22 protein-coding genes are annotated in these 24,186 nt (G+C 73.2%); 8 read left to right on the forward strand and 14 right to left on the reverse strand.

The window, feature by feature from the left end:
• Positions 1–152: 152 nt before the first annotated feature.
• From Q2K16_RS30770 to Q2K16_RS30795, 6 genes are all read right to left on the reverse strand, one after another.
• Positions 153–1,169, reverse strand: coding sequence for a serine hydrolase (locus Q2K16_RS30770; RefSeq protein WP_302741963.1), 1,017 nt, complete (start codon positions 1,167–1,169; stop codon positions 153–155).
• Between the two features lie 78 nt (positions 1,170–1,247).
• Complete coding sequence (locus tag Q2K16_RS30775; protein WP_302741965.1) at positions 1,248–1,415, reverse strand: hypothetical protein; 168 nt, start codon at positions 1,413–1,415, stop codon at positions 1,248–1,250.
• On the reverse strand, positions 1,412–2,596 hold the full coding sequence (locus Q2K16_RS30780; protein ID WP_302741966.1) for a zinc-dependent alcohol dehydrogenase: 1,185 nt from the start codon (positions 2,594–2,596) through the stop codon (positions 1,412–1,414). Before Q2K16_RS30780 ends, Q2K16_RS30775 begins: the two co-directional genes overlap by 4 nt.
• A 161-nt stretch (positions 2,597–2,757) precedes the next feature.
• A complete protein-coding gene (locus Q2K16_RS30785; protein WP_145918780.1) occupies positions 2,758–3,519 on the reverse strand; it encodes a succinate dehydrogenase/fumarate reductase iron-sulfur subunit in 762 nt (253 codons plus the stop codon).
• The gene (locus tag Q2K16_RS30790) at positions 3,516–5,453 is read right to left on the reverse strand and encodes a fumarate reductase/succinate dehydrogenase flavoprotein subunit (RefSeq protein ID WP_302741970.1); all 1,938 of its coding nucleotides are present in this window, start codon (positions 5,451–5,453) and stop codon (positions 3,516–3,518) included. The genes Q2K16_RS30785 and Q2K16_RS30790 overlap by 4 nt, the downstream gene beginning before the upstream one ends.
• 1 nt (position 5,454) lies before the next feature.
• Positions 5,455–6,186 (reverse strand): succinate dehydrogenase cytochrome b subunit, encoded by a 732-nt coding sequence (locus Q2K16_RS30795; RefSeq protein ID WP_302741972.1) that lies wholly within the window; start codon positions 6,184–6,186, stop codon positions 5,455–5,457.
• 29 nt (positions 6,187–6,215) lie between these two features.
• Between Q2K16_RS30795 and Q2K16_RS30800 the strand changes: the two genes are divergently transcribed.
• On the forward strand, positions 6,216–7,154 hold the full coding sequence (locus Q2K16_RS30800) for a LysR family transcriptional regulator (RefSeq protein ID WP_302741974.1): 939 nt from the start codon (positions 6,216–6,218) through the stop codon (positions 7,152–7,154).
• Here the strand turns inward: Q2K16_RS30800 and hrpA are convergent, their stop codons facing one another.
• On the reverse strand, positions 7,155–11,210 hold the full coding sequence (hrpA, locus tag Q2K16_RS30805; RefSeq protein ID WP_302741976.1) for an ATP-dependent RNA helicase HrpA: 4,056 nt from the start codon (positions 11,208–11,210) through the stop codon (positions 7,155–7,157). It lies immediately after the preceding gene.
• A 233-nt stretch (positions 11,211–11,443) separates the two neighbouring features.
• Between hrpA and Q2K16_RS30810 the strand changes: the two genes are divergently transcribed.
• The gene (locus Q2K16_RS30810) at positions 11,444–11,923 is read left to right on the forward strand and encodes a cytidine deaminase family protein (protein WP_302741978.1); all 480 of its coding nucleotides are present in this window, start codon (positions 11,444–11,446) and stop codon (positions 11,921–11,923) included.
• Between the two features lie 231 nt (positions 11,924–12,154).
• On the opposite strand, the gene Q2K16_RS30815 is transcribed toward Q2K16_RS30810, so the two are convergent.
• The 3 genes from Q2K16_RS30815 to trmB all read right to left on the reverse strand — a co-directional run bounded on the left by Q2K16_RS30815 (position 12,155) and on the right by trmB (position 16,205).
• The gene (locus Q2K16_RS30815) at positions 12,155–12,799 is read right to left on the reverse strand and encodes a hypothetical protein (RefSeq protein WP_302741980.1); all 645 of its coding nucleotides are present in this window, start codon (positions 12,797–12,799) and stop codon (positions 12,155–12,157) included.
• A gap of 119 nt (positions 12,800–12,918) precedes the next feature.
• A complete protein-coding gene (locus Q2K16_RS30820) occupies positions 12,919–15,432 on the reverse strand; it encodes a DEAD/DEAH box helicase (RefSeq protein WP_302741982.1) in 2,514 nt (837 codons plus the stop codon).
• A gap of 146 nt (positions 15,433–15,578) precedes the next feature.
• Positions 15,579–16,205 (reverse strand): tRNA (guanosine(46)-N7)-methyltransferase TrmB, encoded by a 627-nt coding sequence (gene trmB / locus Q2K16_RS30825; protein ID WP_489671946.1) that lies wholly within the window; start codon positions 16,203–16,205, stop codon positions 15,579–15,581.
• A gap of 221 nt (positions 16,206–16,426) precedes the next feature.
• Between trmB and Q2K16_RS30830 the strand changes: the two genes are divergently transcribed.
• From Q2K16_RS30830 to Q2K16_RS30840, 3 genes are all read left to right on the forward strand, one after another.
• Positions 16,427–17,041 carry a hypothetical protein gene (locus tag Q2K16_RS30830; protein WP_489671833.1) on the forward strand — a complete coding sequence of 205 codons (615 nt, stop codon included), beginning with the start codon at positions 16,427–16,429 and terminating at the stop codon, positions 17,039–17,041.
• A gap of 320 nt (positions 17,042–17,361) precedes the next feature.
• Complete coding sequence (locus tag Q2K16_RS30835) at positions 17,362–18,024, forward strand: class F sortase (RefSeq protein ID WP_302746674.1); 663 nt, start codon at positions 17,362–17,364, stop codon at positions 18,022–18,024.
• A gap of 39 nt (positions 18,025–18,063) precedes the next feature.
• Positions 18,064–18,384: a hypothetical protein gene (locus Q2K16_RS30840; RefSeq protein ID WP_302741987.1), complete on the forward strand. Its 321-nt coding sequence runs from the start codon at positions 18,064–18,066 to the stop codon at positions 18,382–18,384.
• A gap of 16 nt (positions 18,385–18,400) precedes the next feature.
• Here the strand turns inward: Q2K16_RS30840 and Q2K16_RS30845 are convergent, their stop codons facing one another.
• The 3 genes from Q2K16_RS30845 to Q2K16_RS30855 form a co-directional block, all read right to left on the reverse strand.
• Positions 18,401–18,721 carry an antibiotic biosynthesis monooxygenase family protein gene (locus tag Q2K16_RS30845; protein WP_302741989.1) on the reverse strand — a complete coding sequence of 107 codons (321 nt, stop codon included), beginning with the start codon at positions 18,719–18,721 and terminating at the stop codon, positions 18,401–18,403.
• A 56-nt stretch (positions 18,722–18,777) separates the two neighbouring features.
• A complete protein-coding gene (locus tag Q2K16_RS30850) occupies positions 18,778–19,590 on the reverse strand; it encodes an exodeoxyribonuclease III (RefSeq protein WP_302741992.1) in 813 nt (270 codons plus the stop codon).
• Between the two features lie 123 nt (positions 19,591–19,713).
• Entirely contained in the window at positions 19,714–20,634 is a 921-nt protein-coding gene (locus Q2K16_RS30855) for a proteasome assembly chaperone family protein (RefSeq protein ID WP_302741994.1), read from the reverse strand.
• A gap of 418 nt (positions 20,635–21,052) precedes the next feature.
• On the opposite strand from Q2K16_RS30855, the gene Q2K16_RS30860 reads away from it, so the two are divergent.
• The 3 genes from Q2K16_RS30860 (at position 21,053) to Q2K16_RS30870 (ending at position 23,120) form a co-directional block, all read left to right on the forward strand.
• On the forward strand, positions 21,053–21,931 hold the full coding sequence (locus Q2K16_RS30860; protein WP_302741996.1) for a peptidase M23: 879 nt from the start codon (positions 21,053–21,055) through the stop codon (positions 21,929–21,931).
• A 159-nt stretch (positions 21,932–22,090) separates the two neighbouring features.
• Positions 22,091–22,240, forward strand: a complete 150-nt coding sequence (locus Q2K16_RS30865; RefSeq protein WP_168222413.1) for a hypothetical protein — start codon at positions 22,091–22,093, stop codon at positions 22,238–22,240.
• Between the two features lie 34 nt (positions 22,241–22,274).
• Positions 22,275–23,120 (forward strand): EcsC family protein, encoded by an 846-nt coding sequence (locus tag Q2K16_RS30870; protein ID WP_302741998.1) that lies wholly within the window; start codon positions 22,275–22,277, stop codon positions 23,118–23,120.
• Positions 23,121–23,226: 106 nt separating this feature from the next.
• Here Q2K16_RS30870 and Q2K16_RS30875 read toward each other — a convergent pair whose 3' ends face one another.
• Entirely contained in the window at positions 23,227–24,081 is an 855-nt protein-coding gene (locus Q2K16_RS30875) for a GDSL-type esterase/lipase family protein (RefSeq protein WP_302741999.1), read from the reverse strand.
• Positions 24,082–24,186 lie beyond the last annotated feature (105 nt).

Raw genomic sequence — 24,186 nt, forward strand, 5'->3', positions numbered from 1 at the left:
GCAGTACACGGTAGTCACCGCCGGCCGCTCCCGCCCACGCCGAGCCACGGTCCGCCGCGCTTCGGGGGCCGGTAGGTCGGCGGGAGACCGCCGAGGAGCGGCCCGACGCCTGGCGGTGGGAGGCCGGGTGGCGGGGCGGACGGCGGGGCCGGTCAGCCGCCGTTGCTGGGTCGCTGCCGGGCCACCCGGTGCCGGGGCGCGTCGGCGGTGCCCCTGAGCTGCGCGGTGGCGTCCAGGAAGAACCGCCCGAGCCGGGCCCGGGCCTGCACCACCGGGTGGGTGGCACCGAAGTTGTCCCGGTCGGCCTGGCCGTCGGCGAAGAGCACGTAGGTCAGCACGGCCGCCCCGGTGGTGTCGAAGACCACACCGGCCTCGTGCCGGGCGTCGACGAACCAGCCCGCCTTGGTGGCCACCCGGGCCCGCTCCGCCGAGGACATGGTGCGCCGGATGCCGTCGGTGAAGGCGACCGGGGAGCGCAGCAGCTTGAGCACGAGGGCGGTCGACGACGGCGACAGCAGCGTGCCGGCGACCAGGGCGCGCAGCAGCGCGTGCGTCTCCCGGGCGGTGCTGGTGCCGAGATAGAACCGGTGGGGGTCGGACAGCGGCTGCACCTGGGTGTTGGGGAAGCCCTTGGCGGCCAGGGTGCGGTTGATCTCGGCGGCCGGGCAGACCAGGCCGCAGAGCCGCGACGCGGTGTCGTCGGAGACGGTGAGGAGGTTGGCCAGCACGTGCCCGACGGTCACCGAACTGGGGTAGGCGGTGTCCAGGACGAAGATGCCGTCGCCGCCGGGCACCACGGTCGAGGCGGCCACCTCGACCCGCTGGTCGAGGGTGAGCAGCCCCCGGTCGATCCGGTCGAGCACCGCGACGGCCACCGCGATCTTGTTGACGCTGTACGCCTCGACCCGCCGGTCGGCGGACTCGGAGACCGCGACCAGCGGGGTGACGCCGTTTTCCAGGCTGAGGTGGACCTGCCAGTTGCCGCCGGTCAGCGACTTCTCCCGCTGGACGGCCGCAGCGATCCGTGGGGCGACGAGTTCGGGGCTCGCCGCGGGGGCGGCGGACCTGCCGGGGCGGCCGGCCGACGCCGGTGTGCCGACGAGCACCGCCCCGGCCGTGACGGCCGTGCCGAGGCCCAGCGCCGTCCTGCGGTTCACCCTGCTGGTCACGTCTCTCCCGTCGACTGGTGGCCCGGAGCTGTCTCCGGGCCACCACTCTAGGTGAGCGGGCCGGCCCGTGGGGGCCGGTCACCGCCGTCGACGCCGGGCCGCCCCATCCGCCGCGCACCGCCGCGCCGGCCGGGTCCGGGGCGACACGACGCCGTCGTGCGGGGCGACGGCGCGCCCGGCGAACTCCCGGGCCGCCGCGCGGCCGACGCCGCTGGTGGCACAGGTGACCACCACCACCCGACTCACGGAGCGAGCACGACCTTGACGCAGCCGTCGGACTTCTTCTGGAAGATCTCGTACGCCTTCGGCGCGTCGACCAGCGGCATCCGGTGGGTCCGCAGGTCCTCCACGCCCAGCGGGTCGTCGTCGCCGGACAGCAGCGGCAGGATCTCGTCGGTCCACCGGCGCACGTGGCACTGGCCCATCCGCAACTGGATGCCCCGGTCGAACATCTCCATCAGCGGCATCGGGTCCACCTCGCCGCCGTACACCCCGGAGATCGAGACGGTGCCGCCGCGCCGGACGGCCTTGAGAGCGGCCTTGAGCACGGTCAGCCGGTCCACACCGGCCTTGTCGATCATTTTCTCGGCCAGCTTGTCCGGCAGTAGCCCGGCGGCGTGCTGGGCCAGCTTGCCGCTGGTCGAGCCGTGCGCCTCCATGCCGACCGCGTCGATCACCGCGTCCGGGCCCCGCCCGTCGACCAGGTCGACCAGCGCGCCGGGCACGTCATCGAGCTGGCTGACGTCGAGTGTCTCGATGCCGTGCCGGCGGGCCATCTCCAGCCGCTCCGGCACCAGGTCCAGCCCGATCACCCGGCCCGCGCCGAGATGCCGGCCGATCCGGGCGCAGAACTGCCCGACCGGGCCGAGCCCGAACACGGCGAGGGTGCCGCCGGGCGGGGTGTCGGCGTACTTCACCGCCTGCCAGGCGGTGGGCAGGATGTCGCTGAGGTACAGGTAGCGCTCGTCGGCCCCGGTCTGCGCAATGGTGATCGGGCCGAACTGGGCCTGCGGGACCCGCAGGTACTCGGCCTGCCCGCCGGGGACGGAGCCGTAGAGCGAGGTGTAGCCGAACAGCGACGCGCCCTTGCCCTCGGCGGTCACCTGGGTCGTCTCGCACTGGGCGAAGAGCTGACGCTCGCACATCCAGCAGTGCCCGCAGGCGATGTTGAACGGGACGACCACCCGGTCGCCGGGCTTGAGCCGGGTCACCCCGGAGCCGACCTCCTCGACGATGCCCATCGGCTCGTGCCCGAGGATGTCGCCGGGCTTCAGGTACGGCCCGAGCACCTCGTACAGGTGCAGGTCGGAGCCGCAGATCGCGGTCGAGGTGATCCGCACGATCGCGTCGGTCGGCGCCTCGATCCGGGGGTCCGGGACCTCGTCCACCCGGACGTCGCGCTTGCCGTGCCAGGTCAGTGCCTTCATGCCTGAGTTCCCCTCTCGGTGCCGTCGACGGGACTGCTACCCCCGTCCAGGCGCTTGAACCGGCGACCCCGGTCCCGCCTGCCCCGGGGCGACCACGGCCCGGGAACGGCGCGACCGCCGCACCCCGGGCGGGGTACGGCGGTCGCGGCGGGCGCAGGCGTTCAGGAACCGGGGGTGTCGCCGCGCTTGGCGGTGGCGGTGAGGTAGTCCCGGTTGAGCCGGCCGATGGTGTTCAGCGGGATGCCCTTGGGGCAGACCGCGGTGCACTCGCCGGCGTTGGTGCAGCCGCCGAAGCCGGCCTCGTCGTGCGCGTCGACCATGCCGATCACCCGGGTGTAGCGCTCCGGCTGGCCCTGCGGCAGCAGCGAGAGCTGGGTGACCTTGGCGGCGGTGAAGAGCATGCCGGAGCCGTTGGGGCAGGCCGCCACGCAGGCCCCGCAGCCGATGCAGGCGGCGGATTCGAAGGCGGCGTCGGCGTTGGCCTTGGCCACCGGTGCGGCGTGCGCCTCGGGGGCGCTGCCGGTCGGGGCGGTGATGTAGCCACCGGCTGCGATGATCTTGTCGAAGGCGCTCCGGTTGACCACCAGGTCCTTGATCACCGGGAAGGCGCGGGCCCGCCACGGTTCGATGTCGATCGTCTCGCCGTCGGAGAACTGCCGCATGTGCAGCTGGCAGGCGGTGGTGCCGCGCTGCGGACCATGCGCGTCCCCGTTGATCATCAGGCCGCACATGCCGCAGATGCCCTCGCGGCAGTCGTGGTCGAACGCGACCGGCTCCTCCCCGGCGAGGATCAGCCGTTCGTTGAGCACGTCGAGCATCTCCAGGAACGACATGTCGGGGGAGACGTCGTCGACCGGGTAGGTCACCATCCGCCCCTTGTCCTGGGGGCCGGACTGACGCCAGATGCGCAGGGTCAGGTTCACTTGTAGCTCCGCTGCGTGGGGTGGACGTACTCGAACTTCAGGTCTTCCTTGTGCAGCACGGCCGGTTCACCGGTGGCGGTGAACTCCCAGGCCGCCACGTAGGCGAACCGGTCGTCGTCGCGCTGCGCCTCACCGTCGGGAGTCTGGTGCTCGGCCCGGAAGTGGCCGCCGCAGGACTCCTCGCGGTGCAGGGCGTCGATGCACATCAGCTCGGCCAGCTCGAAGAAGTCGGCCACCCGGCCGGCCTTCTCCAACGACTGGTTGAGCCCCTCGCCGTCGCCCGGCACCCGGACCCGCTGCCAGAACTGCTCCCGCAACGCCCGGATCTCGTCGATGGCCTTGCGCAGCCCGGCCTCGGAGCGCTCCATGCCGCAGTGCTCCCACATGATCTGGCCCAGCTCCCGGTGGAACGAGTCCACCGTCCGGTCGCCGTTCACGGCCAGCAGCCGGGCGATCCGGTCCTCCACGTCGCGCCGGGCCTGCACCGCCGCCGGGTGGCTGGCGTCGACCTTCTCCAGCGGCCCGGAGGCCAGGTAGTGGGCGATGGTGGCGGGCAGCACGAAGTACCCGTCGGCCAGGCCCTGCATCAGCGCCGACGCGCCGAGCCGGTTCGCGCCGTGGTCGGAGAAGTTCGCCTCGCCGATCACGAACAGGCCCGGGATGGTCGACTGGAGGTCGTAGTCGACCCAGAGCCCGCCCATCGTGTAGTGCACGGCCGGGTAGATCCGCATCGGCACCTGGTACGGGTCCTCGCCGGTGATCCGCTCGTACATCTCGAACAGGTTGCCGTACTTGGCCTCGATGGCCTTGCGGCCGAGTCGTTCGATCGCGTCGGCGAAGTCGAGGTAGACCCCGAGCTTGGTCGGTCCGACGCCCCGGCCCTCGTCGCAGACGTTCTTGGCGGCCCGGGAGGCGATGTCCCGGGGGACCAGGTTGCCGAACGACGGGTAGATCCGCTCCAGGTAGTAGTCCCGCTCGTCCTCCGGGATCTGCCGGGGGTCGCGGTCGTCGCCCTTGGCCTTCGGCACCCAGACCCGGCCGTCGTTGCGCAGCGACTCGCTCATCAGGGTCAGCTTCGACTGGTGGTCGCCGGAGACCGGGATGCAGGTCGGGTGGATCTGGGTGTAGCAGGGGTTGGCGAAGTACGCGCCCTTGCGGTGCGCCCGCCAGGAGGCGGTGACGTTGCAGCCCTTGGCGTTGGTGGAGAGGTAGAAGACGTTGCCGTAGCCGCCGGAGGCGAGCACCACCGCGTCGGCCATCTCGGTGCTGATCTCACCGGTGACCATGTCCCGCACCACGATGCCGCGGGCCTTGCCGTCCACGACGACCAGTTCCAGCATCTCGTGTCGGGTGTTCATCTCCACGTTGCCCAGGCCGATCTGCCGCTCCAGCGCCTGGTACGCGCCGAGCAGCAGCTGCTGGCCCGTCTGGCCCCGGGCGTAGAAGGTGCGCTGCACCTGCGCGCCGCCGAACGAGCGGGTGTCCAGCAGTCCGCCGTACTCGCGGGCGAACGGGACGCCCTGGGCGACGCACTGGTCGATGATGTTGACCGACACCTCGGCGAGCCGGTGCACGTTCGACTCGCGGGAGCGGAAGTCGCCGCCCTTGACCGTGTCGTAGAAGAGCCGGTGCACCGAGTCGCCGTCGTTGCGGTAGTTCTTGGCGGCGTTGATGCCGCCCTGCGCGGCGATCGAGTGGGCGCGGCGCGGGCTGTCCTGGTAGCAGTAGCTGCGCACCCGGTAGCCCTGCTCGGCGAGGGTGGCGGCGGCGGAGCCACCGGCCAGGCCGGTGCCCACCACGATCACCGTCAGCTTGCGCCGGTTCGCCGGGTTGACCAGCTTGGCCTCGAAGCGGCGGGTCTCCCAGCGCTTCTCGACCGGGCCGTCGGGAGCCTTCGTGTCGGCGATCGGCTCGCCCTCGGTGAAGAGTTCCATGTCAGGACACCAATCCGGTGAGTACGGCGAACGGGACCACCAGGTAGCCGGCGCAGAGCACGACGGCGAAGACCAGTGCGGCGGTACGGGCCCGCCGCTCGCCCCGGGGGGTCTGCTGGCCGAGGCTGCGCAGCGCGGAGAACAGCCCGTGCCGCAGGTGGAAGCCGACGGTGACGATCGCCAGCGTGTAGAACAGCGTCACGTACCAGCGGTCCGGGGCGAAGTCGGCGACCACGTTGCCGTACGGGTTGCTGGCGTCGCCTATCGGGTTGAGGGTGCCGGTGGTCAGGTCCAGGATGTGGTAGATCACGAAGAGCAGGATGATCACTCCGCCCCAGCGCATGGTGCGCGCGGCGTAGCTGCCCTGGACCTTCTTGCGGTGGGCGTAGCGCACCGGGCGGGCGGCGCGGGCCCGTACGGCCAGCACGGTCGCCGCCCAGATGTGCCCGATCACGGCCACCACCAGCGCGGTGCGCAGGATCCACAGGAACCAGACCCCGGGCAGCAGCGGCTTGCCGATGTCGCGCAGCCAGTGGGCGTAGTGGTCGAACGAGGTCTCGCCGGTGAACACCTTGAGGTTGCCGAGCATGTGGGCGACGAGGAACAGCACCAGCATGATGCCCGTCACCGCCATGACGGCCTTGAGACCGACGTTGGAGCGGATGGGCGACCGAGTTTTCGTGATTACCACCTGACCGACGCTAGGAGCACTGCGATCAGTCGTCCAATGCATCGAACTCGCAGTCTCGATAGCCGTAAGCTATGAAGATGCAGCTCCATCAGCTGAGGTACTTCGTCGCGGTGGCTGAAGTGCGACATTTCACCCAAGCCGCCGACATCGTCGGCATAACGCAGCCGTCGTTGAGTAAGCAAGTTCACGCTCTGGAGACCACCCTCGGCGCCCCCCTGTTCGAGCGGGTACGCGGCAACATCGCCCTCACCGCCGCCGGTGAGGTGCTGCTGCCGTTGGCCAAACGCATCCTCGCCGACGTCGACACCGCCACCCGGGAGGTGCAGGAACTCGTCGGCCTGCGCCGGGGCCGGGTCCGGCTCGGGGCCACCCCCAGCCTGGCCACCTCGCTCGCCCCGCCGGTGCTGCGCCGGTTCCGCGACGCCCACCCCGCCGTCGACCTGCGCGTCGAGGAGGGCGGCTCACAGGACCTCGTCCGCGACCTGCTGCGCGGCGACCTCGACCTGGCCCTGATCATCATGCCCGCGCAGGGGGCCGACCCCGGGCTGCGGGTCGACCCGATCCTGCGGGAGAGCCTGGTGATCGCGTCGGTGGAGCCGTTGCCCGCCGCGCTGGTCAGCGGCGAGTTGCGGATCACCGACCTGCGCGACCAGCCGCTGGTGATGTTCCGCGAGGGTTACGACCTGCGCGACGCCACCATCCAGGCGTGCCGGGAGGCCGGCTTCGAGCCCACCTTCTCGGTCGACGGCGGGGAGATGGACGCCGTGCTCAGCTTCGTCGAGGCCGGACTGGGCATCGCCCTGGTGCCGGGCATCGTGGTCAGCCGCCGCCCCGGTGTCCGGGTCACCCGGCTCGCCCCGCCCGGGGTGCGCCGGACCATCGCGGTGGCCCGCCGCCGCGACGTCGTGCCCACCCACGCCGGGCGGGAACTGCGCCGCATCCTGCTCGACTACGTGCACGCGGCCACCAGCACCAGCGACCTGCCGCCGGGGGTGGAACCGCTGCCCTGATCAGCGCCCCTCGGCGTCGTCCATCGCGCGGTAGATGCGCTGCTCGGAGACCGGATAGGGGGTGCCGAGGGCCTGCGCGAAGACGTTCACCCGCAGCTCCTCGATCATCCAGCGGATCTGCCGTACCGGGGCCGAGGCGCGGCGGGCCGGGGGCAGCGCGGCCACCATGTCGCGGTACTCCTGCTGCACGGTGGCGATCCGGTCCTGCTGGGCCCTGTCCCGTTGCGGGTTGGCGGTCAGCCGGTCCAGCCGACGCTCCATCGCGGTCAGATAGCGCAGCAGGTCGGGCAGCCGGGCGTAGCCGGTCTCGGTGACGAAACCGTCGTGCACCAGGCCGGTGAGCTGCTGGCGCAGGTCGGCCAGGGCGGCCACCACCGCCAGGTTGCGGGTCGCGCCGAGCCGCTGCTCCACCGCGTACGCGGCGGCGAGCACCTGGCGGACCCGGCCCATCACCTCGACGACCGTGTCGACCAGGTCGGCGCGGACCCGGTCGCGCAGCACGGCGAAGCCGTCGGCGTCCCAGGCCGGCCCGCCCGCGTCGGCGATCAGCTTGTCGATGGCGGCCCCGGCGGCGTCGGCGATGAGCTGCTGCACCCCGCCGTGCGGGTTGCGGCTCAGCGCCAACTTCGCCTCGTTGCTCAGCCGCCCCTGCAGGAACTGCGCCGGTGACGGCACGGTCAGCCGCAGCAGCCGCCGGGTGCCCGCCCAGTGCGCGGCGGCCTGCTCGGCCTCGGAGTCGAAGACCTTCACCCCGACCGTCGTGCCCTCGTCCACCAGCGCCGGGTAGGCGGTCACCGGGTAGCCGGCCCGGACCTGCTCGATGGTGCGCGGCAGGGCACCGATCGTCCACCCGGTCAGCCCGGTGCGGGCCACCTCCGGCGCGGCGGCGGCGACCACCTGGCGTACCTCCTGGCGGAGCTGACGTTGCAGGGCCGGCAGGTCCTTGCCCTCGGCGACCGGCCGGTCCTCGTCACCGATCACCCGGAACGTCACCCGCAGGTGCGGCGGCAGCTTCGCCGGCTCCCACGCCTGGCGGGGCACGGTCACCCCGGTCATCCGGCGCAACTGCCGGGTCAACGCGTCCAGCAGCGGCTCCTCGCCCGGGGTGATCGCGGCGAGCGCCGCGCGGGCGTGGTCGGGCACCGGGACGAAGTTGCGCCGTACCGCCTTGGGCAGCGTCCGGATCAGCGCGATCACCAGTTCCTCGCGCAGCCCCGGCACCTGCCAGTCGAAGCTCTCCGCCGGCACCTGGTTGAGCAGCGGCAGCGGGATGTCGACGGTGACGCCGTCGGTGGGCGCGGTCGGGTCGAAGGTGTACGTCAGCGGCAGGGTCACCCCGTCGGCCCGCCACTCGTCCGGGAAGTCGGCCTCGTCGATCCCGCCGCGCCCGGCGTTGACCAGCAGTTCCCGGGTGAAGGTGAGCAGGTCGGGCTGCTGACGGCGGGCCGTCTTCCACCAGGCGTCGAAGTGCCGGCCGGAGACCACGTCGGCGGGGACGCGCTGGTCGTAGAAGGCGAAGATGCTCTCGTCGTCGACCAGGATGTCCCGGCGGCGGGCCCGGTTCTCCAACTCCTCGATCTCGGTGCGGAGCTTCTCGTTGTCCCGCCAGAACTGGTGGTGGGTCTGCCAGTCGCCCTCCACCAGGGCGTGCCTGATGAACAGCTCCCGGCTCAGCGCCGGATCGATCCGACCGAAGTTGACCTTGCGGGAGGTGACCAGCGGGACGCCGTACAGGGTGACCTTCTCGTAGGCCATCACGGCGGCCTGCTTCTTCTCCCAGTGCGGCTCGCTGTAGCTGCGTTTGACCAGGTGCTGGGCCAGCGGCTCGACCCACTCCGGCTCGACCCGCCCGGCGACCCGGCCCCACAGCCGGGAGGTCTCCACCAGCTCGGCGGCCATCACCCACCGCGGCGGCTTCTTGAACAGCGCCGAGCCGGGGAAGATCGCGAACTTCGCCCCCCGCGCGCCCAGGTACTCGTGCTTCTGGGCGTCCTTGAGCCCGATGTGCGACAGCAGGCCGGGCAGCAGCGACTGGTGCACCTTCGGAGTGTCGATCTCCTCCGGCAGGTCGGCGGCGACCCCGCGCCGGCCCCCGTCGGCCGGGGGCTGCGCCGCGCCCCGCCGGCCCCGCCGCCCGTCACCCTGCTCCGGGGTACGCAGCACCTGCCGCAACTGGGCGACGATGTCCTGCCACTCGCGCACCCGCAGGTAGTTGAGGTACTCCGCGCGGCACATCCGGCGGAACGCGCTGGAGGACAGCTCCCGCTGCTGCTCGCGCAGGTAGCGCCACAGGTTGAGCAGCGACACGAAGTCGGACTCCCGGTCGGTGAACCGGGCGTGCGCCTGGTCGGCCTGGGCCTGCTTCTCCGCAGGCCGTTCCCGGGGGTCCTGGATCGACAGGGCGGCGGCGATCACCAGCACCTCGGTGGCGCAGCCGTTGCGTTCCCCCTCGATGACCATCCGGGCCAGCCGGGGGTCGACCGGGAGCTGGGCCAGCCGCCGGCCCAGCGGGGTGAGCCGCTTGGCCGGGTCGGTCTCGGTCGGGTCCAGCGCGCCCAGCTCGTGCAGCAGGTTGACCCCGTCGGTGACGTTGCGCCGGTCCGGCGGGTCGATGAACGGGAACGCGGCGAGGTCACCGAGGCCGATCGCGGTCATCTGGAGGATGACCGAGGCGAGGTTGGTGCGCAGGATCTCCGGGTCGGTGAACTCCGGCCGGGAGGCGAAGTCCTGCTCGTCGTAGAGCCGGATGCAGATGCCGTCCGAGGTCCGGCCGCAGCGGCCCTTGCGCTGGTTGGCCGACGCCTGGGAGACCGGCTCGATGGGCAGCCGCTGCACCTTGAGCCGGCTGGAGTAGCGGGAGATCCGGGCCGAACCCGGGTCCACCACGTACTTGATGCCGGGGACGGTCAGCGAGGTCTCCGCGACGTTCGTGGCGAGCACCACCCGGCGTCCGGCGTGCGGGGCGAAGACCCGGTGCTGCTCGGCGGCCGACAACCGGGCGTACAGCGGCAGGATCTCGGTGCCGAGCAGCGCGCGTTTCGACTGGGTCAGCTTGCCCAGCGCCTCGGCGGTGTCCCGGATCTCCCGCTCGCCGCTGAGGAAGACCAGGATGTCGCCCGGCCCCTCGGCGGCCAGCTCCTGCACCGCGTCGCCGATCGCCTGGATCTGGTCGCGGACGTTCTCCTCGTCGTCGGCCCCGTCGTCGTCGCCCTCGGTGACCTCCACCAGCGGCCGGTAGCGCACCTCCACCGGGTACGTCCGCCCGGAGACCTCGACGACCGGCGCGGGCCGCCCGTCGGCGTCGGCGAAGTGCTTGGCGAACCGGTCGGTCTCGATGGTCGCCGAGGTGATGACCACCTTGAGGTCGGGTCGCCTGGGGAGCAGCTGCCGCAGGTAGCCGAGGATGAAGTCGATGTTGAGGCTGCGCTCGTGCGCCTCGTCGATGATCAACGTGTCGTACTGGCGCAGCATCCGGTCGGTCTGCAACTCGGCGAGCAGGATGCCGTCGGTCATCAGCTTGACCAGGCTGCGGTCGCTCACCTGGTCGGTGAAGCGCACCTTGTAGCCGACCACGTCGCCCAGCTCGGTGCCGAGTTCCTCGGCGATCCGGTCGGCGACCGTACGCGCGGCCAGCCGGCGGGGCTGGGTGTGCCCGATCAGGCCGGTGATCCCCCGCCCCAGCTCCAGGCAGATCTTGGGTAGCTGGGTGGTCTTGCCGGAGCCGGTCTCGCCGGCCACGATCACCACCTGGTGGTCCCGGATGGCGGCGGCGATGTCGTCGCGGCGTTCGCTGACCGGCAACTGCGCGGGGTACGTGATCGCCGGCACGGCGGCCCGCCGGGTGGCCAGCCGGCCCTCCGCCCGGGACACCTCAGCGGCGATCTCGGCCAGCGCCTCGTCGCGCCGCTGCGGGTCGCGCAGCCGGCGCACCCCGTCCAGCCGCCGCTGGAGGCGACGCTGGTCGCGGGACATCAACGGGGTGAGCCGGCGGTGCAGCTCACGGGCGGTCGGGGCGTCGGCGGGCGCGGCGGGACCGGAGGCGGCTGGATTCTGCATGTCGTCGCCAAGGATAGGCAGCCGGCGGCCGGACCGCCCCCGGGTTACGCCCGGAGGCCCCCGGCCACCGCCACGGCCGCTGCCGAGGTGGGTGCCCCCGGCCCGCCCGGCGCAGGTCGCGGGCGGGTGCGCGGTGCGGCGGACGGCCTGTCACGTCCCCGGTGCGCTGCCCGGGAAACGGGCCGCCCCCGGGCTACGCTGGGCGCCGACGACGCGACCACGGGGGCTGCCGGATGACGACGACGATGATGGACACGGACCGCGCGCTGGTCCAGGCCGCCACGGCGGTCGCCAAGCTGCGCTGCCGCGGCGAGAACCACACCGTCGCGGCGGCGGCCCGGACCACCGACGGTCGGGTCTTCACCGGGGTGAACCTGTTCCACTTCACCGGTGGCCCCTGCGCGGAGCTGGTGGCCATCGGCGCCGCCGCAACCCAGGGCGTCGGGGAGTTGGAGACCATCGTCGCGGTGGGCGACCGGGGGCGTGGGGTGATCCCGCCGTGCGGGCGGTGCCGGCAGGTGCTGCTCGACTACCACCCGACCATCCAGGTCATCGTCGGACCGCTGCACGGGCTGCGCAAGGTGCCGGTGGTCGATCTGCTGCCGGACACGTACATCTGGGCCGAGCAGCGGCTCGACGCCTCCGCCATCGTCCGGACGGGGCAGTGGCCGATGCCGACGGTCCCGGCGAGCCGCCCCGCCTCGGAGGACTGAGCCGTCGTCGCGCGCAGGTTCAGCTCGCACCCGCCGAGCACCTGGTCGTGGGTGGAGACGCACTCGACGGAGTTCCAGCGCCGATCGACTGGTGCTTCCCTGCGCCATTACCCATCGAGGTAGAGGGACCTGGTCTGCAACGACAGACGGATCGGACGGCGACGTCGCCGTCCGATCCGTCTTGAGCAGTTGCCCAGGTCAATGTGTAAGCGGGGTGTGCCGGGAGTGTGGTCAGGCGGCGGTGGACCAGATGGCGCGGAAGGCCGCCGCCTCGCCGGCCAGCCACTGCTCGACCTGTGCCGGCTTGACGTGCTCGGGCGTCCGGTGGGCCACCCCGCGCCGGACGTCGACCAGGACCGGCTCGGCGTGCGGCAGCACCGCGTCCATGTGCCGGGCCATCAGGTGCAGGGTGGCCAGGGCCGCCTCCTCGCTCGGCGGGGTCTCGTCGAAGTGCAGCCGTACCGCCTCGGCGTGGCCGTCGGCGTACCGGACGCCGAAGTGGGGATTGATCTTGACGGGCAGGTCGCCGAGCATCGCGAGGGCGTCGCGGGTCTGCGCCAGGTCGACGCCGGCCGGCTCACCGAGTGACTCCAGCCACGCCGTCGCGCCTGGCGTCAGCGCCTGGTAGAGCGGACGCCAGCGCGGCTTGACCAGATCGGCCACCCCGGCGAGGTGGGTGCCGCCGGTGTGGAAGGCGATGTCGGCCTTGAGCGCCTTGACGAACTGGCCGTGCGGGTTGAAGCCGTGCCGGCTGGCCCGCTGCTTGCGCAGCCCGCCGACGAAGCTTGCCTTGGTGGGCCCGGTGCGGTCGACGTACCTGGTGAAACCGAGGAGGGTGGCGTACGGCGTGAGGGGGGCGTTGATGGGCGCGGTCACGAGCGTCCTCCCAGGTCAGGATCTCGATTAGTACACACATTCTAATCGACGGGGGTGACATCGCCCAGGGTAGAAAAGGGGCCGTCCGGACGCACCGGACGGCCCCTGCGAAGAAAAACTCAGAGCTGCCCGACGTCCGTCACCCGGACCACGGCGGCCCCCACCTCGTCCGAGGCGGCCAGGTCGACCTCGGCGCTGATCCCCCAGTCGTGGTCGCCCTCCGGGTCGTCCAGGATCTGCCGGACGGTCCACGTCTCCCGCCCCTGCTCGATCATGAGCAGCGCCGGCCCGCGCGCGTCCGGGCCCACCCCGATCCCGTCGTACGCCGCGAAGTACGGCTCCAGCGCCTGCGCCCAGGCGTCGGCGTCCCACCCGGATGCGCCGTCCAGCTCGCCCAGGTCCCACCAGCGGCGCAGGGCGGCCAGCTCGACCCGGCGGAACAGCGCGTTGCGCACCAGCACCCGGAAGGCGCGGGCGTTACGGGTCACCGCCGGCACCCGTTCCTCCAGCGACGCGTGCGCCTGGGCGGCGTCCGCCACGTCGGCGGGGTTGCGCAGCCGCTCCCACTCGTCGATCAGGCTGGAGTCGACCTGCCGCACCAGCTCGCCCAGCCACTCGATGAGGTCGACCAGCTCCTCGGTCTTGGCGTCCTCGGGCACGGTCTGCCGCAGCGTCTTGTACGCGTCGGCGAGGTAGCGCAGCACCAGGCCCTCGGAGCGGGTCAGGCCGTAGAACTGCACGTACTCGCCGAAGGTCATCGCGCGTTCGTACATGTCCCGCACGACGGACTTGGGGGAGAGCTGGTGGTCGGCGACCCAGGGGTGCCCCTGCCGGTACATCTCGTACGCGGCGTGCAGCAGCTCCGCCAGCGGCTTCGGCCAGGTCACCTCGTCGAGCAGTTCGATGCGGGCCTCGTACTCGATGCCCTCGGCCTTCATCGCGGCGACCGCCTCGCCGCGCGCCTTGAACTGCTGCGCGGAGAGCACCTGGCGCGGGTCGTCGAGGATCGACTCGATCACGCTCAACACGTCCAGTGCGTACGACGGGGAGTCGGCGTCGAGCAGCTCGATGGCGGCCAGCGCCAGCGGCGACAGCGGCTGGTTGAGCGCGAAGTCGAGTTGGAGGTCGACGGTGAGCCGGACCCGGCGGCCCGTCTCGTCGGGCTCGTCGAGCTGCTCGACCACCCCGCCGGCCCGCAGCGCCCGGTAGATGGCGATCGCCCGGCGGATGTGCCGGCGCTGGGCGGCGGCGTCCTCGTGGTTGTCGGTGAGCAGGTGCCGCATCGAGGCGAACGCGTCACCCGGGCGGCCGATCACGTTGAGCAGCATCGAGTGGCTGACCTGGAAGCTGGAGGTCAACGGCTCCGGCTCGGCCTCGACCAGGCGCTGGAACGTCGGCTCGCCCCAGCCGACCGAGCCCTCCGGTGGCTTCTTCTTCACCACCTTGCGCCGCTTCTTCGGGTCGTCACCGGCCTTGGCCAGGGCCTTCTCGTTGTCGATCACGTGCTCGGGGGCCTGCACCACGACCCGGCCGAGGGTGTCGAAGCCGGCCCGTCCGGCCCGGCCGGCGATCTGGTGGAACTCGCGGGCCTTGAGCAGCCGGGTACGCACCCCGTCGTACTTGCTCAGGCCGGTGAACAGCACCGTGCGGATCGGCACGTTGATGCCCACGCCCAACGTGTCGGTGCCGCAGATGACCTTCAGCAGCCCGGCCTGGGCCAGCGTCTCGACGAGCCGGCGGTACTTGGGCAGCATGCCGGCGTGGTGCACGCCGATGCCGTGCCGCACCAGCCGCGACAGTGTCTTGCCGAAGCCGGAGGTGAACCGGAAGTTGCCGATCGCGGCGGCGATCATGTCCTTCTCGGCCCGGGTGCAGACGTTCACGCTCATCAGCGCCTGGGCACGTTCCAACGCGGCGGCCTGGGTGAAGTGCACCACGTACACCGGGGCCTGCTTGGTCTCCAGCAGTTCCTCCAGCGTCTCGTGCAGCGGGGTCATCGCGTACGAGAAGATCAGCGGGACCGGCCGCTCGGCCGACCTGACGACGGCGGTCGACCGGCCGGTACGCCGGGTCAGGTCGTCGACGAACCGGGTGGTGTCGCCCAGGGTGGCCGACATCAGCACGAACTGCGCCTGCGGCAGCTCGATGATCGGCACCTGCCAGGCCCAGCCCCGGTCGGGCTCGGCATAGAAGTGGAACTCGTCCATCACCACCTGGCCGACGTCGGCCCGGGTCCCCTCCCGCAGCGCCAGGTTGGCCAGGATCTCGGCCGTGCAGCAGATGATCGGGGCGTCGGCGTTGACGCTGGCGTCGCCGGTCAGCATGCCGACGTTCTCCGCGCCGAACACCTCGCAGAGTGCGAAGAACTTCTCCGACACCAGGGCCTTGATCGGCGCGGTGTAGAAGCTCGTCCGGTCGTCGGCCAGGGCGGTGAAGTGCGCCGCGATCGCGACCAGGCTCTTGCCCGAACCGGTGGGCGTGTTCATGATCACGTTCGCACCGGAGACGATCTCGATGATCGCCTCCTCCTGGTGCGGGTAGAGGTCCAGCCCACGCTCGGACGCCCAGCCGGCGAACGCGTCGAAGAGGGTGTCGGGGTCGGCGCTTCGAGGCAGCGCGGCAGTCAGCGTCATAGCGCCCCCATCGTGCCCGCACCACCACCCCGTACGCCAACCGGGCCGTCCGGCCCGTCCCGACCAGCCGTGCGCGGAGCCGCCCGTGGGCCGAGGTGGTGGTATCACCAGCGGTCGGACACCGCCGGACGGGCGACACAGCGGGCTCAGCGGCGACGGTGGACCAGGTCGAAGACGGGACGGCCGGCGGTCAGGGCCCGGCGCTCGAACTTGGTCACCGGGCGGTGGGCGGGCCGGGGCGCGTACCCGCCGTGCACGTCGACCAGCTCCGGGTCGGCGGTCAGCGTCGCCCGCATCGACTCGGCGTACTCGGCCCAGTCGGTGGCGCAGTGCAGCGTCCCGCCGCCGGCCAGCCGGGACCGCAGCAACGCCACGTGCTCCGGCTGGATGATCCGCCGCTTGTGGTGCCGCGACTTGGGCCACGGGTCGGGGAAGAACACGTGCACCGCGTCCAGGCAGCGCTCCGGCATGGCCCGGACCAGGTCCAGCGCGTCACCCTGGGCGACCCGGACGTTGCCCAGGCCGTGGCGCTGCACCAGGTCGAGCAGGTTGGCGATGCCGGGGGTGTGCACCTCGACCGCCAGGTAGTCACGGTCCGGGTCGGCGGCGGCCATCGCCGCGGTGGCGTCACCCATCCCGGAGCCGATCTCCAGCACCACCGGCGCGCCCCGCCCGAAGAACCCGGCCGGATCGACCGGCCCGTCGAGGTCGGCGATCTCGATCCCGTACGCCGGCCGCAGCCGGGCCAACGCGTCGGTCTGCCGGCTGGTCATCCGGCCCCGTCGGGGGTGGAAGGTGCGGATCGTCCCGGTGCCCGGCCGGGCCACCGGGACGGCGGGGTTCTGGTCGATGGAGGTCACAGCGACCCGAGCGTACGCGACGGTTCCGCCGTATCGGATGTGCCGTCGGTCGGAGGGTGAGACGATTCATCCCGTACGGCAGGTCGGCGTCCGGGTCGGTCCGGCGCTGCCCCGGGGCGCCGGAAGGGGGAGACGTGGCGGTTCCGCTGCACCGCACCGCGCTGGCGGTCGCCGCGGGTGCCCTCGTCCCCGCGCTGTGGCACACCGCCCCGGCATCCGCCACCCCGATCTCCGCCGCCCCGGCGTCCGTCGCCCTGCCGGCCGTCGCTGCGGCCCCCGGGCCGGGTCAGCCCCCGCCCGACGGGGGCGGCGACCCGCAGCCGCCGCCCGGTGTGCTCTTCGTCGAGGTGACCCCGGGGACCGTCGAGCCGGGTTACCTGGTCGGCATCCGGGCGAGCTGCCACGACAACTCGATCCCGGCGACAGTCGTCTCCGACGCCTTCGGCCGGGTCCAGGTGCAGCCGCAGCACGGGCTGCTCACCGCCGCGCCGATGGTCAGGGAACGGGTCCGGCCGGGCAACTACCGGGTCAAGCTGGAGTGCCCCGACGGGGCGACCGCCTCGACGGCGCTCCAGGTGGTCAAGAAGGTCAAGCCCAGCCCCGGGCCGCACACCGGCTTCGGCGGCGCGGCCGGCGACGGCGGGCTGCCCGGCGGGCTGCTGGTTCCCGGCGGACTGGCGTTGACCATCGCCGGGGCCGTCGTCGGGATCGTGGCGGCCCGCCGGCCGCGCGGCGTCGCCGGGCAGTGACCGTGCCGTCCGCCTCCCCGGGGCCGCGCCACGGCCCGCTCCCGCCCCCCGGCGGCCCGCTGCCTGCCGGCTCCCGGCCCGTCCCTTCGTCCGGCGGCCCGCCGTCCCACGGTCGTTCCTCCGGCGGCCCGGTGCCCGGCGGTCCCCGCCCCCGGTGGGGTGGCCTGATCCCCCCGCCGGCCGGCCCGGTGCCCGGTCCGCCGCCGTCCGCCGCCGCGACCGGGCGGCGCAGCACCCCGGCCCGTCCGCCCGACGATCCGATGTCGCCGCCGTTCCGTGCGCCGGTCCCGTCCACCGGCGGCCCGACCGGCTCCGGCCAGGTGCCGGCCGCCCCGGACGGCGGCCGGTCCTCGACGCGTGGTCCCTGGTCGGTGCCGCTGGCGGTGGCGCTGGTGCTGCTCGGGGTCTTCGCCACCGGCGCCGGGCTGGGCCGTTCGGTCGGGCCGCTGGACTGGACCGGCAGCCCGTCGCAACGCCCGGCCGCCGGCGCCCGGCAGAGCCCCGCGCCGGGCAGCCTGCCGGCCAGCCGCCCGGTACGGCTCACCGTGCCCGCGATCAAGGTGGCCGCCCCGGTGACCCCGGTCGGTCAGGCCCGCGACGGGTCGATCGACGTACCGCCGCTCGACCGGCACGACGAGACCGGCTGGTACGACCGGGGCCCGACCCCCGGCGAGCCCGGCCGGGCGATCATCGTCGGCCACGTCGACTCGAAGGACGGCCCCTCGGTCTTCTACGACCTGCGCAAACTCAAGCCGGGCGACACGATCGAGGTGACCCGGGACGACCGGCGGGTGGTGGTGTTCCGGGTCGACTCGGTGGAGTTCTTCGACAAGTCGGCCCTGCCCGCCGACCGGGTCTACGGCCGCGACGGCGCACCGGCCCTGCGGCTGATCACGTGCGGCGGCCAGTGGATCGGCGGACGCACCGGATACGCCGACAACGTCATCGCGTTCGCCTCGCTGGCGGCGACCCGTTCACCCTGACCGCCGCGACGTTATTGCGGCGACGCCGTACGACGGCGGATGGCAGGATCGCGCGGTGACGGCGGACGTGGTGCGGCAGGCTTTCACCTGATCGAGTCGGTGGCGGTGCCCGCCGACGGCGGCCCGTGCTGGCGGGAGGCGGGCGAACCCTTCGACGACCTGTACGCCGGCACCGCCGGGGTGCTGCTCGGCTGCGCCGAGGCCACCCCGGCGGGGGTCGCCTGGTCCAACACCGAGCACACCCGGACCCCGGCGGAACTGCCGCCGGAGCCCGGGTTCATGCAGGGCGCCGCCGGGATCGCCGGCTGGCTCGCCCGGCTCGCCGCCCCCACCACCGCGCCCGTCCTGCCCTGGCTCTGACCGCCCGGGACCCCGGTCAGCCCTTGCCGGCCACCTGCTGGACCACCTCGAACTCCAGCAGCGTCGCGCCGGAGGCGACCGGCCGCTGCTGCTCGCCACCCCCACCACCGGCGTGCGCGGCCCGCGACGGCCCGGCCGCCCACGCCTGGTACGCCTCCTCGGTCTCCCAGCGGGTGTACACGAAGTAGCGGCTCTCGCCGGCCACCGGACGCAGCAGTTCGAAGCCGAGGAAACCGGGGGAGTTCTCCACCGCGCCGGCCCGGGCGGCGAACCGCTTCTCCAGCTCCTCGCCGGCACCGGGCGGGACGTCGATCGCGTTGATCTTCACGACTGCCATCTGCCCACCCTAACCCCGCGTGGCCGGGCCGGTCCCCGACCGGTCGGGTGGCGGCGCTACCGCTCCTCGGTCGGGCCGGTCGGCTCCGTGCCGGGCAGGTCGGCGTCGACCACGATCGGGGCGTGGTCGGAGGGGCCCTTGCCCTTGCGGGCCTCCCGGTCGACGTACGCGGAGCGGACCGCGCGGGCCAGTGGCGCGGAGGCGTACACCAGGTCGATCCGCATGCCCTTGTTCTGGTGGAACATGCCGGCCCGGTAGTCCCAGTAGGTGTACGGGTGCGGGCCCTTCATCGGGGTGGGCACCACGTCGCTGAGGCCGAGGTCGCGCAGGGCGGCGAGGGCGGCCCGCTCGGCGGGGGTGACGTGGGTCGAGGTGACGAAGAGCGCCGGGTCCCAGACGTCGGCGTCGGTCGGGGCGACGTTGAAGTCCCCGCAGACGGCGACGGGGCCACCGGCGGCCACCTCCGGTCTCACCGCGTCCCGCAGCGCCGCCAGCCAGGCCAGCTTGTACGCGTAGTGCGGGTCGTCGGTGGCGCGGCCGTTCGGGACGTACACCGACCAGATCCGGACCCCGGCGCAGGTGGCGGCGATGGCGCGAGCCTCGGGCCGGGGGAAGCCCGGCTCGTCGGGGAACCCGACGGCGACGTCGGTCAGGCCGACGCGGGACAGGACGGCGACGCCGTTCCACCGGCCGTCGCTGTGGCTGGCCACCTCGTAGCCCAGCTCACCGACCTCGGCGACGGGGAAGGCTCCGTCGGGGCACTTGGTCTCCTGGAGGCAGACCACGTCAGGGGCGGTGCCGGCCAGCCAGTCCAGCAGCCGGGGCAGGCGGGCCTTCACCGAGTTCACGTTCCAGGTCGCCAGGCGCATGTGCCCAGCCTGCCGCATCGCGGCCCGCTCCGCCGCCGGGCCGGCCCCGGGCGCGCGGGGGGCATGCGGCTGGGCGGGCCGGGCGGTGGCGTCCCGGTCGGGTCGCCGCCGCCCGGCGGCGGGTCAGGCGCCAGGGGTCTCGCCGGGTCGGGTCTGCTCGGCGAGGAAACGCTCCAGCTCGGCGCCCAGCTCGTCGGCGGTGGGCAGCGGGCCGGTTTCGGCGGCGAGCAGGTTCTTCTCCCCCCGACCCCGGGCGAACGCGTCGTACTGCTCCTCCAGGGCCGTGACCAGTGCGGCGGCCTCGTCGGTCTGGGCGACCTGCCGGTCGATCTCCACCCGGACCACCTCGGCGGCGGAGCGCAGGCTCTCGTTGGGCAGCAGCAGCCCGGTGCTGCGGGACACCGAGGTGAGCAGCACCTCGGCGGCGGCCGGGTACTCCGTCTGGGCGACGTAGTGCGGCACGTGCGCGGAGAACCCGAGGGCGTCCCGGCCGGCCTCGCCGAGCCGGTATTCCAGCAGGTGGCCGACGCTGCCCGGGACCTGCACCCGCTGCAACCACGGTTCGTAGCCGGCGATCAGCTCGCGGCGGGTGGCGTGCGCGGTGACCCCGGTGGGCCGGGTGTGCGGGACGGCCATCGGGATCGAGTTGAGCCCGACGGTGAGCCGGACGTCGAGCCGGGCGGCCACCGCGCTGACCGCCGCCACGAACCGCTCCCACTGAAGGTCCGGCTCCGGGCCGGTGAGCAGGAGGAACGGTGTCTCGTCGTCGTCGCTGAGCAGGTGCAGGGCCAGTTCCGGGGCGTCGTAGTCCTCCCAGTGGTCCTCGACGAAGGTCATCACCGGGCGGCGGGACCGGTAGTCGAAGAGCTGGTCGACGTCGAAGGTGGCGATCGTACGGGCGTCCAGTGAGGTGAGGAGCTGCTCGCGGGCCAGCCGGGTGGCGTTGCCGGCGTCGACGAAGCCGGTGAGCGCCTGGATCAGCACCGGCTGACCGAGGTCGGGCAGATCGTCGGTGAGCTGGTACAGCTCGTGTGGGTCGAGCACCGGTCGGACCTCCTGAGGAAATGCGCCTACGGGCGACCGCGCACGGACGGCACCCGGTTCGGGGAACGTACCCGTCGGCGTCATCCATTCCATCACTGGGCGCGTCGTGACCGATCCGGCTATCAAACCCGGAGGAAGCCACCAATTCGCCGGACGGGTCGGGACGGCTGGGCCGGACGGTTCCGGCGTGTCGCCCGAAAGGGGGACATGATGGATCTTGCGGTCGGCCCGGGTGGTCTGGGTGGTCGACGCGCTCCGAGGACGCCGGGCGCGGCTGCTGACCGTAATGCCCGTTGGGAGTGGTCTGTCGCCCCGGTCCCGCGTCCGGGGTGGGCGTCCCGCCGGACCGCCGGAAAGTGTGGCGAGGGCCACTTCCTGCTGGTGGGTGACCGGGAAAGGGCATGCCTAGCCTCGGCGGATGCGTGACGACGACACCATCGACGACCAGGGCGCCCCTCAGGGCATGACTGGCCGTTCGGACGACACCCCCTCGTCCGTTCAGGTCGGCGTTCTCCGTGAACCCCGTTCCCTCCGTACCCGCCTCGGCGGGCTCGTTAACCCCCGCCGCCGGCCGGTGCTCCTCGCCGCCGGGGTGCTCTGCTGCCTCGGCGTCACCGCCGTCGCGGGCGTCCAGGCCCTGCCAGGCGAGCGGGCCGACGACCGGGTCGGCACCGAGGCGGCCCTCGCCGAGCGCGACCAGCAGGCCGCCTCCCGTGCCGAGGTCCGTACCCCGGTCACGGTCGTGCCCGGCGCCCCGGCCGCTGCCAGCCCGACCGCCGCCACCCCGAGCCCGACCCCGAGCGCGACCAGGTCCACCAAGCCCAAGCCCCGGCCGAAGCCGAAGCCCCGACCGAAGCGGATCGTCCCGGTGGCCGGCCTCGACCAGGCCCAGATGGACAACGCCAAGGAGATCGTCAGGGCCGGCCGGGCGATGGGCGTACCGCGCCGGGCCCTGATCATCGCGGTGGCCACCGCGATGCAGGAGAGCAACCTCTACAACTACGCCAGCGGGGTCCTGCCCGAGTCGCAGAACTACCCGCACCAGGCGATCGGCTGGGACCACGACTCGGTCGGGCTGTTCCAGCAGCGACCGAGCAGCGGCTGGGGCGAGGTCGGCCAGCTGATGGACCCGGCGTTCGCCACCCGGGCGTTCCTCACCGCGCTGCTGGAGATCCCCGGCTGGGAGGACCTCCCGCTCACCGTCGCCGCGCAGGCCGTGCAGATCTCCGCCTACCCGGACCTCTACGCCCAGCACGAGTGGCGGGCCACCGAGGTGGTCGCCGCCATCCTGGTCTGAGTCGCCGGCCCGGCCGGACCCCGGCCCACCCGGGCGGGCCGGGGTCCGGCCGGTTCGCGTCGGCGTCGCCTGCTGGCTACCCTCGACCGAACACAGTGGACGGTTGGCGGTTGCCCGGATCGGGTACACATGACGCAGGACACCCGATCGGAGGACGACATGTCAGCACTGATGCAGCGGATCAGCGCCTTCCTGCGCTCACCCAAGGGGCAGCAGCTGGTCGACCGGGGCCGGCGCGAACTGGCCAAGCCGGAGAACCAGGCGCGGCTCAAGCAGGCGGCAGGCAAGCTGTCGGGCCGTCGCCGCTGACCGTCCGCGAACCGATTCCACCCCGGGAGCATCCGTGACCGACGCCGTGCCCGTCGACGACGAACCGACCGCCCCCACGCCGCCGGTACCGGCGGACACCGCCGGCCCGTCCGTCCCCGCGACACCGGCCGTCGGGTCGCCGACCGCCACGGTTCCGGCGGCTGCGTCGCCTCCGGTTCCGGCGGTTCCGGCCGGTGATCCGGGCGACGCGCCGGAGGCGCCGCCGGCCCGGCTCTGGGACCGGATGCGGGACGACCCGCAGTACGCCCCGGAGCACCTGGCCCTGGAGGCGGTCCGTCGGCTCGGCCCGGAGGCGGCGCAGTGGGTCGCCCGGACCCGGGTGGAACGCCCCGACGCCACCGCCGACCAGTTGGCCGAGCAGGCCATCCGGCGCTTCGTCAACCGGGCCCGCCTCTCCGGAGCGGTATCGGGCGCGGCGGGGCTGCCCGGTGCGGTCATCGACGTCGGCGTCCTGGCCTGGACCCAGGCCCGGCTGGTGCTGCACGTCGCCGCCGCGTACGGCGCGGACCCGGTGCACCCCGACCGGGCCACCGACCTGCTCGTCCTGCAGAGGGTGCACAAGGCGGCCGAGACGGCCCGGTTGGCGCTGGGCGTCGCGGCCGGTCGGGAGCGGGCGGGCGCGCTGTTCGGTCACGCCGCCCAGAACCCGCTCGGGCGGGTGATGCTGCAACTCGGCGTCCGGCTGGCCCGGATGGCCGGGGTGCGGGCGGCCAAGCGGGTCTTCGCGAAGGTCGTTCCGGGTGCCGCGATCATCCTCGGCACCTGGGCCAACTCGTCGGCCACCAAGGATCTCGCCGAGCGCGCCCAGGCGCTCTACCGGGAGCACCGGGGCGGACTGCCCCACCCGCGCCGCCCCTGACCGGACGTGGCGGCACGCCGCGTCCGGCCGACCGCCGGGCGCGGCCCGCGAGAGGCACGGGCGCGGGGCGACGTCCGCCCCGGGAGCGGGCCGGTGCCGGGGTGGCTCAGAGCCGCCAGCCGGCCGCCGGGAACGTCGCGTCGGCGAGCCGGTTCTGCCCGGCGACGTTGGGGTGGAACCAGTCCAGCGCGTTGACCTCGTCCAGGCTGAACCGCACCCGGTGCACCGCGCCGCCGTCGTAGCGGCACCGCGACCCGTACGCCCGGCAGGCCGCCTTGAGCTGGCTGTTGTACGCGTCGATCCGCTCCGCGAAGCGGGCCCGGCGGTCCCGGTCGGCCTTGGCGTCCGAGGTGGGGTTCGCCAGCAGGGCGGGGCAGATGCCGGTCTTCCAGATCCGCACCGCGCGGGACTCGGTGTGCCCGACCTCCCAGAGCCGGTTGAGGTCGGGGATGCTGGCCACCAGGACCCGGGCCTTCGGGCGGCCCTCGCGCAGCACCCGCAGCGCCCGGTCGACCTGGCTGCGGAAGGTGGCCGGCGTGGTCATCGCGTCGATGTCGTCGCGGCAGGCGTCGTTCGCGCCGATCAGCACGGTGACGTAGTCGGCCCTGTCCTTGACGGCCGCGCCGGCCTGCCCGGCGAGGGCCTCGGCACGGGCACCCGGCACGGCGTGGTTGCGGGCCCGGTTGCGGATCGGCGCGTCGGCGTCGAGCAGCCGCCGGTAGTGGCTCTCCACCCGGATGCCGTCCCCCGTGGACCAGGAGTTGCGCTGGCACGAGGTGAGCACCAGGCAGGAGCCGAAACCGGTGGTGATCGAGTCGCCGAGGGCGGCCATCGTGCTGGGCAGGCCGGTCGGTGTCGATCCGCTCTTCGTCGGGCGGGGGGAGGCCCCGCCGCCCTCCTCACAGGCGAGCGCGGTGAGCGCCAACAGGCAGGCCACGGCGGCGACCCAGCGTCGAGGCATGCGTCTTCCCCTGGTCAGACGGCGCAGAGCGACAGCCCGGTCACTCTACGGGCCGTACGGGGGGCGGTGGCCCGCTCGTGTCGACTTCCGGGCAGAGTCGACATC

The sequence above is a fragment of the Micromonospora cynarisoli genome (genome assembly GCF_030518815.1).
In the GTDB taxonomy this organism is placed as follows: domain Bacteria; phylum Actinomycetota; class Actinomycetes; order Mycobacteriales; family Micromonosporaceae; genus Micromonospora; species Micromonospora wenchangensis.